The following is a 10,263-nucleotide window of genomic DNA, read 5'->3' on the forward strand; positions in this document are numbered from 1 at the left end:
GCGTCCTTGTCCTTCCAGTCGATCGTCGTCGTCAGCCCCTTGTCGTGCATCGTCTCGGTGATGGGGGCGCCGACGCGCGACTTCGACTGCCGCTCGGAGTGGTTGAACGCCCGCCACTCCGGGCCGCGGTCGATGTTCCGCTCGTCCAACACCAGGCCGCAGTCCTCGCACACGAGCTCCTGATCGGCGTCAGTGACGATCTCTTCCGAGTCGCACTCCGGGCAGGAGAGCGTCTCCGTCTCGTCCGACTCTTGCTCGGTGTTCCGCTCTTGTTGACGCTGGCGGCTCGGACGTTCCATTATAAGATTTCTGGTTACTGCCGCATTTAAACCTTTGTCCCGGATCACCATGCGCCGTCGTTGCTCCTCGTTTCGCCGTAACCGCCGTCGAACGGGGTCTCTAACGTTGAAACGGTTGTCCACGCTGACGCGTCGCGGTCGATTCCGCGCGCTCGACCGTCGCCGCCGCCGGGCGTCGGATACGAAACGTGACCGCCGTGGAGGGTCACATTTTCGCACCGGTCGCCGAGATAGAAAATTACTATCAAGCATTTACAAAGTCTTTTGTATAACCTTTACATATTAGCTGCTATGAGCACGACGCAGTCCGACGCGATCGAGGGGACGCTTCGCGGCTGTCGCCCTGCGGAGATCGATCCAATCGTCATCGACGCCGACGACCTCGACAGCACCGCGCCCGAGCACCTCCGCGACCTCAAGGCCGAACTCTCGGCCCGCGGCTACCAGCCGGCGACGCTGTCGGTCGAGGCCTGCTTCGACTGCGAGGACACGCTCGCGACCCAGCGCGAGGCCGACCGGCTCCGCGAGTTCGTCCGCGCCGCGTCGTTCCTCGGCGCCGGCCGGATCGAGGTCCGCGTCGACGAGGTCTCGGACCCGGCGGCCGCGGAGCCGGCGCTGTCGGCGCTGGCCGAGCGCGCCCGCCGCGAGGGCGTCGAACTCGTCCGGGCCGGCGGCGACGCGACGGCGGCCTGACGGATGGCGTCGAAGCGTTCGCTCGCGACGAAGCTCGGCGTCGTCACCGGGTTCGACGAGCCGAGCCTCGCGCTCGAACAGTACCCCACCCCGCCGGACCTGGCCGCGCACGTCGTCCACCTCGCTGACCTCCACGGCGACGTCGACGGCCGCACCGTCCTCGACCTCGGCACCGGCACGGGGATGCTCGCGCTCGCCGCCGCCCTCCGCGGCCCGGCCCGGGTGTTCGGGGTCGAACTCGACCGCGACGCGCTGACCACCGCGACGGCCAACCAGCGTCGAGTGGCCGCGAGCGCGCCCATCCACTGGATTCAGGCCGACGCGACGCGGCTCCCGCTCCGCGTCCCGGACCCCGTGACGGTCGTGATGAATCCGCCGTTCGGCGCGCGAGACGGGAACCGAAACGCCGACCGCGGATTCTTGGCGGCGGCGAGCCGCGTCGCGGCCGTCTCCTACTCGGTCCACAACGCCGGCAGCGAGGAGTTCGTGGAGGCGTTCGCGGCCGACAACGGCGGCGAGGTGACCCACGCGTTCGCCGCCGACTTCGCGATCGACGCGCAGTTCGACCACCACACCGAGGAGTCCGCGGAGATCGACGCCGAGGTCTACCGGATCGAGTGGGCGTGACGTAACGATCGTTTACGAATAGGGAGGCAGTGACGCGTGCCTGCGAGGCCGCTCCGCGGCCGAGCAGCACTGCGCGAGGGACGCGGTGAGCGCTCGCAGAGCGCGAACCGCGAGGCTGGGGAGGTATGAGGCCGTGGTGCCGTGCTGTACGGGGTGGGACTCAAAGGGGCAGTCGCCGGCGGCAGCGCCGCCGGCTGCCAGAGGCGCGAAGCGCCCACGCTGCCGCGAGGGCGAAGCACGGCGACGGAAGCACCGCAGCAAAGGAGCGGTAGCGACTGAGTGAGGAGCACACCGAGCCGCGCGAGTCCTCGCGACTGGGGCTTTGGCGGTGTCCTTCGTGTCATCGGCCGGCCGTTTCCGACGGGAATCAGTCTGTGGGGTGGGATAAACGGACTCAGTCCGATCTATTGCCGCCCCTCGTACGTCTCCCGCTCCGCGATCCGCACCCGCGTATCCCCCCGCACCGCGAACGCGGCGTCGCGCTCTTGGACGAACGTGACTCCGTGCAGCGTCACCGACTCGTTCGCCGCCGGGAGCGGGGCGGTCTCGGTCTCTCCGGCGTAGTCGACACGCAGTTCGAACCCGCCCTCGACGGCGGCGACGGTGACGCTCCGCCCGTCGATCCGCGGCTCCGCCCGCGCCGGTTCGCTCGTGAACAGCGTCGAGCGCGTCTCGTTCCGGACCGCGTCGACCCGGTAGGTCGGCCCCCCGTTCGCCGCCACCCATCCGACGCGCTGGACCCAGACGGTCTCGCGCCAGCCGGTCCCGCCGAGGTCGACGGCGCGGTAGCCCCAGAAGGCGAGGTTCCCACGCGAGACCGCCGTCGCCCAGATCTCTCGGTCCGCGTTCTGGACGATCACCCCCGAGGTGTTGACGCTCGTCGACCGGCCGAACGCCTCGACGTCGACGACGCTCACCTGTCGGTTCTCGACGTTCTCCGCGTACGTCACCTGGTACCCCTCGACCTCGATCGGGTCCCCCGGTAGGTCGCCGTCGTCGACGGCGACGAGGTTCGGGACCACGCCCGGCCCGGCGACGACCGCCAGCGCCGAGGCGAGCAGCAGCACCCCCGCCGCGGCCGGCGTGACGGACCGGACCGCTTCGCGGATCGACTCGGGCTCCGGCACGGCCAGGTCCGGGCGGAGCGGCTCGTCCCGCCCCGCGACCGCGAGGGCGACGATCGCCGCGAGGAGGGCGAGCAGCCCGACTCCGAGCGCCCGGTACAGCTCGTACCGCTGGTTCCCGAGGTACCAGTACACGGCCCAGAGCCGGCGCGACGCGCCGAAGAGGAGAACGGCGCCGAACGCGACGAGCGCGGCCGTCCGCCGGTCGTCGCCTGCACCGCCGACCGAGGTCCCGACCCCGTCGCCTCCGGGCGCGTTCCGCTTCCGCCGCCGGAGTAGCCACGCGCCGGCGACGATCCCGGTGATGAGCCCGAGGGCATGCCCCTGGATCGCGACGTTCGCCCATCCGGGCGGACCGTAGGACCCGCTCGCTCCGGCGGTGACGACCGGGTTCCGGAGGGTCTCGTGAGCGACGTCGACGAGCGTCGCGCCCGTGAGCGCCGCGATCGTGGCGACCGGGTGGAAGACCAGGGCGAACCCCCACAGCGCGAAGACGACCCCCGAGAACCCGATCACCGGTCCGAGCGCGAACAGCGCGGAGACGACGCCGAACAGCGCCATCGCCCCCGGCACGACGACGAACGCGCGAACGCCGGGACGCTCCGCGAGCGAACCGAGGTCCGGTCGCGACGCGACCGCCGAGAGCGACGCGCGCGTCGAGCGCCCGATCCGCCCGAGGTCGAACGCGCCGAGCCCCTCCGAGCGGACCCGCCGCACCGACTCGCGCGAGGGGAGCGCCGCCCGGAGCGTCCCGGTCTCGCCGTCGACCTCGCGGCCGCCGGGGAAGTGGCCGTAGGCGTACTCGGCGATCCCGCCGGCGACGAGCGCCGACAGGAGGTTCCCCGTGATGTGCCCCCGGCTCGCGTGCGCGAAGCTCGACCAGAGGAGCCCCTCCGGGTAGAGGTACGACCACGAGCGGAACGGGATCACGACGGGCCGGTCGGGGTTCCCCAGCCCGCTCTGCACGAAGAGGTACACCCCGACGACGCCGGCGACGGCGACGAGCGTCCCCCACGGCACGCCGAGCAGGAAGCGCGAGCGGAGCGCGCGGGTCCACGCGCCGCTCGGTCGGTCCGTCGTGTAAACGACCGCGAGCGCGACGGCGACGAGCGCGCCGCCGACGGCGAGGTGGACGGCGTCGGACGTCAGCGCCTCCGCGACCATGTGAGAGAGGGAGCGGTCGGCCGCATATCAATCCGCGGGTCGGGCGCGTCGCTCCGTCCGGAGCGGATCTGCGAGTCGGGGGAGCAGAAGAGTCGGGGCCTCAGATCTTGTTCTCGGCGTCGTCCGCGAGCTCCTCCATCCGCTTACCGACGCGACCGGCGGGGGAGAACTCGTCCTCGCTCATCGCGTTCGCCAGGGCGTTGCCGAGCACGAACACGGCGTGTTTGTGCTCGCTCTTCGACTTGTGGACGTGCGAGGGGTCGACCTCCAGCTCGTCGTACGGGTCGAACAGCGAGCCGTCCACGGTCTCGTGCGAGCGGAAGTGTTCCATGATCGTCACCATCTGTTCGTGGAGTTCGAGAAGCTCGTCCTTGTGCATACCGCGTGATACGGGTCGTAGACCCTTTAAGCGTTGTTGAGGGGTATACGCACGGGTCGAGATGGAGGCCGATTCAAAAAGGTATCAGCGAATCGCGGTCGGACGCGGAACGGGCGGCGACGGCGAACCGCGGCGGCGGCCCGCTCAGAACACGTACTCGTCTTCGTGGCCCATCATGCCTTCGTCCTCGAATCCGCCGGAGTCCTCCTCGTCGTCTCGCGGACCGCTCGTCTTGAACGCCTTTATTCCCGTCGACAGGAGCTCTTCGACCGCCTCCTCGCGGTTGAGGAACTCCCCCTGCTCGACCATCTGAGCGATCTGCATCTCCAGATGCTCCGGCACGGTTATCTCTACTCGTGGCATTTCCTGCCCGGGAGTAATGGCAATGGGTATATAAATGTGGCGTCGGAGATACGGATAAGAGAAACCTCACGGCGGCATACTTGTAACTTACATTCGTGGTTTCCAAATCCTATCTCCGTTAGAGAAAAATCATCCCCGATAAGCGATAGGTCGCCGCGTCGCGAGTCCCTCTCCCCCGACCGACGGGATCCGACCCGGGTTCCGCCGGGACCGGAGAGCGATACGCATAGGTGGACGCGAGCCCTTTCCCGTCGTATGACCGGATCCGGCGCCACCGACGCCGCGGCGGGGTCCGACGGCGACGCCCAGGACCTCACGGGGCTCTACCGCGAGTACGGCGACGACAGACTCCCCCCGGGACAGCGGGAGACCGACCGCTTCCCGGTACTCTCGAAGAGCGGGACGCCCTCGGTCGAGTCCGAGACGTTCTCGTTCGAGGTCTGGGGCGCGGTCGAAACCCCCGTGACGTACTCGCTGTCCGAGTTCCGCGACCTCCCGGCGGTCACGCAGCGACAGGACTTCCACTGCGTGACGGGGTGGAGCAAGTTCGACTGCGCGTTCACCGGCGTCGAGTTCGGCGAGATCGTCGACCGCGCCGGGATCGGCGACGACGTCGAGCACGTCCTCTTCCACGCGCTCGACGGCTACACGACGAACCTCTCGCTCGACGAGTGCACCCACGAGGGCGTCCTGTTCGCGTACGGCCTCGACGGCGACGACCTCCCGGCGGATCACGGCGGACCGATCCGGGTCGTCACCCCGCACAAGTACGCGTACAAGGGCGCCAAGTGGGTCTCGGGCGTGGAGTTCCTCACCGAGAAGGAGCTCGGCTACTGGGAGAAGCGGGGCTACAGCGACTCCGCGAACCCGTGGAACGAGGAGCGGTACGGCTGACGATCGGCCGTCCGCGCCGACCCCCGCGATAGTCAGGGTAAAGGGGCCGCGGCACCGAACGAGAGGTAATGGAACGGGCGCGTTCGACGTCGGCTCCGCCCCTCGTCAGCCGTACGACGGCGATCGACGCGCCCCCGTTCACGGCCGCGTTCGACGCCCTCTCTGCGCCCCGCACGACGTGGAGCGCGCCGGACGACGCCCTCGTGCTCGGGAGCGGCGCGGCCGCGACGCTGACCGCGAGCGGCCCGGAGCGGTTCGCCGAGATCCGGACCGCCGCCGCCGACCTGTTCGACGCCGGCGACGTCCACGCCGGGACCGAGGCCGCCCGCCCCCGGATCTTCGGCGGCTTCGCCTTCCACGAGGGGGCCTGCGACGGCGACCCCTGGGAGCCCTTCCCGGAGGCGCGCTTCGCGCTCCCGCGGGTCCAGCTCACGTTCGCGGACAACGGGACGTGGCTCACGGTGAACGCCGCCGGGCCGGACGCCGCCGTCGAGGCGGTCGAGGACCGACTCGCCGAGGAGGCGGAGCGGCTCGCGGCGCTCGACGGCGGCGTCCCCGGCGCCCCGCCCCGGCCCGGTATCACCGAGACGCGTCGGACCACGGGCCGTGAAGCGTGGCGCGGGAGCGTCGAGGCCGCGGTCGACCGGATCCGCGGCGGCGAGCTTCGCAAGGTCGTCCTGGCGCAGGCGCTGGAGGCGGACCTGGCCTCCGAGTTCCCCCGAGCGGCGACGCTGGAGCGGCTCGCCGGGAAGTACGCCGACTGCCACCGCTACTGCTTCGAGCCGGACGAGGGCGGGAGCGCCTTCTTCGGCGCGACCCCGGAGCGGCTGGTCTCGCTGCGCGGGCGGACCGTCGAGACCGACGCGCTCGCGGGGACCACGGGGCGGGGCGAGACCCCGGCGGAAGACGAGTGGCTCGCGCAGGAGCTGCTCGAAGACGCCAAGAACGTCCACGAGCACCGGCTCGTCGCCGACACCGTCCGGGACCAGCTTGAGCCGTTCGCGGCCTCGGTCTCCGCCGGCGAGCGCCGCGTCCGTCGGCTCGCGACCGTCCAGCACCTCCACACGCCGATCACGGCCGAGCTCAGCGACGACCGCCACGTGCTCGAACTCGTCGAGGCGCTCCACCCCACCCCCGCCGTCGGCGGGCTTCCGCCGGACCGCGCCCTGGAGACGATCCACGAGACGGAGCCGTTCGACCGCGGCTGGTACGCCGCGCCGGTCGGCTGGATCGACGCCGCCGGCAACGGCGCCTTCGCGGTCGCGATCCGCTCGGCGGTCGCGACGCCCCGGCAGGCCACCCTCTTCGCCGGGGTCGGGCTCGTCGCCGACTCCGACCCCGACCGCGAGTGGGACGAGGTCCAGCTCAAATACCGTCCGATCCTGGACGAGCTGGAGGCGGGAGACGGATCGGTCGGCGTGGCGGACGACTGACGATTCGGGAAGTCCCCACGCCGCTCACTGGAACATCTTCAGCGGCTCGGCCTGCGAGCTCTCCTCGTTCGCCTGCCGCATCTGCTCGGCGAACTGCTGTTTCGCGTCCCGGATCTCCGTCGCCTGTTCGACGAGCCCGTCGGTCGGCGTCTCGATTCCGGCTATTGGGTCGATGCCGTCGCCGATGAGCACCCGCGCCGCCTCGGGGTCGGGGAACTGCGGGTCCGACTCGACGACGAGCCCGACCGCGTCGCGGCCGGCCTCTAACGCCGACGCCAGCATCGCGCCCGTGGGGCCGGAGACGAGCCCGGACTCGGACGGCTCCGCCACCTCGGCGCGCCCGAGCGCCTCGGCCCCGTCGCCCGTCGCGATCCCGTACAGGCTCGGCGGCGCCTCGTCCTTCTCGCGGCCGAGCCCCGACAGGAAGATCGGGAACAGGTCGACCTCGTCGAACCACGAGCCGAGACACGCCGCGACCTCCGTCGCCGCGCTCGGCTTCACCGGTATGTCGCTACGGAGCGCGACGAGGTCGTTCTCGGGGTCAGCGTACAGCCGCACCGGGGTCGTCGCGGCCGTCTCGGACTCGTGATACACCGCGACCGGCGGGAGGCCGTCGCAGTGAACGTTCGCGTAGTGAGTCATCCCGTGGACGTCGATGAGGTGGTCCGTCGCGATCTTCCCGACGAGGCCGACGCCAGGGAACCCCTCCACCAGCGTCGGCTCGTCCAGCGAGACGTCGTCGTCGAGGACGGAGATGCGTGCCATGGGTTCGCCTACTCCGGGCAGCGACCTAAAGCTGGGGCGGGAGTTCGCCGGACCGCCCGTCGACCCGTTCGAGTAGTGTATCGTCACACTACGTTTTTACCGATCCGCTCCGTATCGTGAGGCATGAGCACCGATCGCGTCGACGCCGAAAGCAAGGTGTCGGGGAACCAAGCGAACATCCCGGCTCGCATCCGCCGCGAGCTCGACATCGACGACGGCGACCGGCTCCGGTGGCACCTCGAGGACGACGGAACCGTTCGCGTTCAGCTCGTTCGGCAGCGATCCGGGACGTTCAGCGCCTTCGAGGGGTATGACGGAACGGACGCGACGGACGTCGCGTCGGACCACGACGCCTGGGGCGTCGACGTCGAGTGAATGCCGCGCGCACTGCTCGACACGACGGTGCTCTTCGCGGCCGCCTACCGAAGGGACACCGCTCACGACGCCGCGCTCCCGATTCTCCACGGGATTGACGACGGATCGCTGCCGGAAGCGGTGATACTCGACAACGTGCTCGCGGAGACGCTCAACGGGCTCACGACGCACGCCGGTCACGACGCGGCCGTCGACCTCCTCGATCGAATCGAGGAGAACGCTCGGTTCCACGTCGACTCGCTCTCGGCGAACGCGCTCGCAGCGGCGAAAGCTCGCTTCAGGCGGCACGAGCCGCTCTCGTTCGTCGACGCGTGCATCGTCGGATACATGCAGACCGAGGGACTCGGCTATCTCTACGCCCTCGACGACGACTTCGATGCGGTCGACGAGGTGTATCGACTCGACGCGGCGGTGGACCCGTACGAACCGTAGCGACCTCGGTCACGTCAGCCCGCGTCCGTCCCGAAACCGTCTAACGGCCCGACGCGAAAGGAGGGCCATGAATCCGCTCGACCGATACGAGTCGCTCGTCGACGACGTCGACGCGTTCCGGGCGGCGTGCGACCGGCCCCTCCCATCGGTCGTGCGCACGAACCGGATCGCGGCGACGCCGGCCCGCGTCCGCGAGGCCTTCGACGAGGAGGGCGTCGCGTACGAGCCCGTCGACTGGCACGACGGCCTCTTCCGGCTCCCGGACGGGAATCCCGGGGGCAACTGGCCGTACGTCCACGGCTGGACTCACGGTCAGGAGGAGGTGTCGGTGTTGCCGGGGCTCGCCTTGGACCCGCGACCGGGCGAGCGCGTCTGGGACGCCTGCGCGGCCCCGGGCAGCAAGACCACCCAGATCGCGGACGCGATGGACGACGAGGGGACGCTCGTCGCCAACGACAACAACCTCGGGCGGCTCTCCGCGCTCCGGCACAACGCCGAGCGGCTCGGGATCACGAACGCGATCGTCACGAACCAGGACGCGCGCAACTTCTCGACGAAGCCGCTCGCGTTCGACGAGTTCGACCGCGCCCTCGTCGACGCCCCCTGCTCCTGTGAGGGAACCTGCCGGAAGAACCCGGACGTGCTCGACCAGTGGACGCTCGACCACGTCCACGCGGTCGCCGGGATCCAGAAGGGGGTCCTGGCGCGCGCCGTGCAGGCGACCCGCCCCGGCGGCACCGTCGTCTACTCCACCTGCACCTTCGCACCGGAAGAGAACGAGGCGGTGCTCGACCACGTGCTGGAGGCTGAAGACTGCGAGATACTCGCGTTCGACCTCCCGCTCGACACCGTCCCCGGCGTGACGGAGTGGGACGGCGAGAGGTACGACGAGTCGGTGACGCGCGCGCACCGCGTCTACCCGCACCACAACGACACGGGCGGGTTCTTCTGCGCGAAGCTGCGCGTGGGCGGCGACGGCGACGAGAGCGCCAGCGACGGGGAGGTGGCGGCGTGAGCGACGGCGCCCGGCCCGACGGCGGCGCGCCCACCAACGACGGCCAGCGGTTCGATCGGCTCCCCGAGACCCCCGCCGACCGCGAGGTCGAGGGGCGCGCGAGCCGCGCGGAGGTGCTCGACTGGTGGGACGAGCGGTTCGGGGTCGACAGGGAGGTGTTCGAAGGATACAGCTTCTGGGAGAAGGGGGCCGGGAAGGTCTGGGTCTTCAACGGCGAGGCGACCGACCCGAGCGAGGTCGAGGCGATCGGGATGACCTTCCTCCGGACGCGTCAGGAGCACTGGAAGCCGACGAGTCGGGCCGCCACCCGGTTCGGGCACCACGCGACGAAGAGCGTCGTCGAACTCGGTCCCGAGCAGGCGTCCCGGTTCGTCGCCGGCGAGGACCAAGATCTCCCGGAGTGGGACGGCGACTGGGGATACCTGATCGCGACTCACGAGATCGCGGGCGGGACCGCGCCCATCGGGGTGGGGCTGTATCTCTACGACGAACTGCGCTCGGTGGTACCGAAGGGGAGCCGCGCGGACCTGCCGGTCGTGGAGTGACGGAATGCGTTAACGAGTCAGTTTACTACTAATAAACAGTTGCTCACAGATCGACGACGCTCTCCTCCAAAGCCCCAGTCGCGAGGGCGCAGTACGCTCGTTGCGCTCCTCGCTCGTTCGCTGCGCTCATTCGCTGCGGTGCTTACGTCAACTAC

The 10,263-nt window shown here is 70.1% G+C and carries 13 protein-coding genes; 8 read left to right on the forward strand and 5 right to left on the reverse strand.

Going from position 1 to position 10,263, the window contains the following annotated elements; genetic code table 11:
• On the reverse strand, positions 1-299 hold a 299-nt coding region (locus SD626R_RS03665), incomplete at its 3' end, for a TFIIB-type zinc ribbon-containing protein (protein WP_303645074.1).
• A gap of 291 nt (positions 300-590) precedes the next feature.
• On the opposite strand from SD626R_RS03665, the gene SD626R_RS03670 reads away from it, so the two are divergent.
• Both SD626R_RS03670 and SD626R_RS03675 read left to right on the forward strand, forming a co-directional pair.
• On the forward strand, positions 591-992 hold the full coding sequence (locus SD626R_RS03670) for a DUF7961 family protein (protein ID WP_092563631.1): 402 nt from the start codon (positions 591-593) through the stop codon (positions 990-992).
• A 3-nt stretch (positions 993-995) separates the two neighbouring features.
• A complete protein-coding gene (locus SD626R_RS03675) occupies positions 996-1,619 on the forward strand; it encodes an METTL5 family protein (protein ID WP_092563634.1) in 624 nt (207 codons plus the stop codon).
• Between the two features lie 404 nt (positions 1,620-2,023).
• On the opposite strand, the gene SD626R_RS03680 is transcribed toward SD626R_RS03675, so the two are convergent.
• The 3 genes from SD626R_RS03680 to SD626R_RS03690 form a co-directional block, all read right to left on the reverse strand.
• Positions 2,024-3,907, reverse strand: coding sequence for a rhomboid family protein (locus SD626R_RS03680; protein WP_092563637.1), 1,884 nt, complete (start codon positions 3,905-3,907; stop codon positions 2,024-2,026).
• Between the two features lie 100 nt (positions 3,908-4,007).
• Positions 4,008-4,286, reverse strand: a complete 279-nt coding sequence (locus SD626R_RS03685) for a UPF0058 family protein (RefSeq protein WP_092563640.1) — start codon at positions 4,284-4,286, stop codon at positions 4,008-4,010.
• Between the two features lie 144 nt (positions 4,287-4,430).
• Positions 4,431-4,649, reverse strand: a complete 219-nt coding sequence (locus SD626R_RS03690; RefSeq protein WP_092563643.1) for a DUF7120 family protein — start codon at positions 4,647-4,649, stop codon at positions 4,431-4,433.
• A 255-nt stretch (positions 4,650-4,904) separates the two neighbouring features.
• Here SD626R_RS03690 and SD626R_RS03695 point away from each other — a divergent pair, with 255 nt between their 5' ends.
• Positions 4,905-5,543, forward strand: a complete 639-nt coding sequence (locus tag SD626R_RS03695; protein ID WP_092563646.1) for a molybdopterin-dependent oxidoreductase — start codon at positions 4,905-4,907, stop codon at positions 5,541-5,543.
• A 68-nt stretch (positions 5,544-5,611) separates the two neighbouring features.
• Positions 5,612-6,976, forward strand: a complete 1,365-nt coding sequence (locus SD626R_RS03700) for an isochorismate synthase (RefSeq protein WP_092563649.1) — start codon at positions 5,612-5,614, stop codon at positions 6,974-6,976.
• 24 nt (positions 6,977-7,000) lie between these two features.
• On the opposite strand, the gene SD626R_RS03705 is transcribed toward SD626R_RS03700, so the two are convergent.
• Positions 7,001-7,741: a proteasome assembly chaperone family protein gene (locus SD626R_RS03705; protein WP_092563652.1), complete on the reverse strand. Its 741-nt coding sequence runs from the start codon at positions 7,739-7,741 to the stop codon at positions 7,001-7,003.
• A gap of 123 nt (positions 7,742-7,864) precedes the next feature.
• Between SD626R_RS03705 and SD626R_RS03710 the strand changes: the two genes are divergently transcribed.
• From SD626R_RS03710 to SD626R_RS03725, 4 genes are all read left to right on the forward strand, one after another.
• Positions 7,865-8,116, forward strand: a complete 252-nt coding sequence (locus tag SD626R_RS03710) for an AbrB/MazE/SpoVT family DNA-binding domain-containing protein (protein WP_092563655.1) — start codon at positions 7,865-7,867, stop codon at positions 8,114-8,116.
• Positions 8,117-8,548, forward strand: a complete 432-nt coding sequence (locus SD626R_RS03715) for a PIN domain-containing protein (protein ID WP_092563658.1) — start codon at positions 8,117-8,119, stop codon at positions 8,546-8,548. It begins immediately after the preceding gene.
• 67 nt (positions 8,549-8,615) lie between these two features.
• Positions 8,616-9,563, forward strand: coding sequence for an RsmB/NOP family class I SAM-dependent RNA methyltransferase (locus SD626R_RS03720; protein WP_092563661.1), 948 nt, complete (start codon positions 8,616-8,618; stop codon positions 9,561-9,563).
• The gene (locus tag SD626R_RS03725) at positions 9,560-10,108 is read left to right on the forward strand and encodes a DUF7122 family protein (protein WP_092563664.1); all 549 of its coding nucleotides are present in this window, start codon (positions 9,560-9,562) and stop codon (positions 10,106-10,108) included. Before SD626R_RS03720 ends, SD626R_RS03725 begins: the two co-directional genes overlap by 4 nt.
• The last annotated feature ends 155 nt before the right edge of the window (positions 10,109-10,263 follow it).

Origin of the sequence: Halorubrum sp. SD626R (genome assembly GCF_001261915.1) — an archaeon.
Taxonomy (GTDB): domain Archaea; phylum Halobacteriota; class Halobacteria; order Halobacteriales; family Haloferacaceae; genus Halorubrum.

Bases quoted from the DNA above. Each gene is read 5' to 3' on its own strand.
- SD626R_RS03670 (WP_092563631.1), top strand. From the start codon at position 591: ATGAGCACGACGCAGTCCGACGCGATCGAGGGGACGCTTCGCGGCTGT.
- SD626R_RS03675 (WP_092563634.1), top strand. From the start codon at position 996: ATGGCGTCGAAGCGTTCGCTCGCGACGAAGCTCGGCGTCGTCACCGGG.
- SD626R_RS03680 (WP_092563637.1), bottom strand. From the start codon at position 3,907: ATGGTCGCGGAGGCGCTGACGTCCGACGCCGTCCACCTCGCCGTCGGC.
- SD626R_RS03685 (WP_092563640.1), bottom strand. From the start codon at position 4,286: ATGCACAAGGACGAGCTTCTCGAACTCCACGAACAGATGGTGACGATC.
- SD626R_RS03690 (WP_092563643.1), bottom strand. From the start codon at position 4,649: ATGCCACGAGTAGAGATAACCGTGCCGGAGCATCTGGAGATGCAGATC.
- SD626R_RS03695 (WP_092563646.1), top strand. From the start codon at position 4,905: ATGACCGGATCCGGCGCCACCGACGCCGCGGCGGGGTCCGACGGCGAC.
- SD626R_RS03700 (WP_092563649.1), top strand. From the start codon at position 5,612: ATGGAACGGGCGCGTTCGACGTCGGCTCCGCCCCTCGTCAGCCGTACG.
- SD626R_RS03705 (WP_092563652.1), bottom strand. From the start codon at position 7,741: ATGGCACGCATCTCCGTCCTCGACGACGACGTCTCGCTGGACGAGCCG.
- SD626R_RS03710 (WP_092563655.1), top strand. From the start codon at position 7,865: ATGAGCACCGATCGCGTCGACGCCGAAAGCAAGGTGTCGGGGAACCAA.
- SD626R_RS03715 (WP_092563658.1), top strand. From the start codon at position 8,117: ATGCCGCGCGCACTGCTCGACACGACGGTGCTCTTCGCGGCCGCCTAC.
- SD626R_RS03720 (WP_092563661.1), top strand. From the start codon at position 8,616: ATGAATCCGCTCGACCGATACGAGTCGCTCGTCGACGACGTCGACGCG.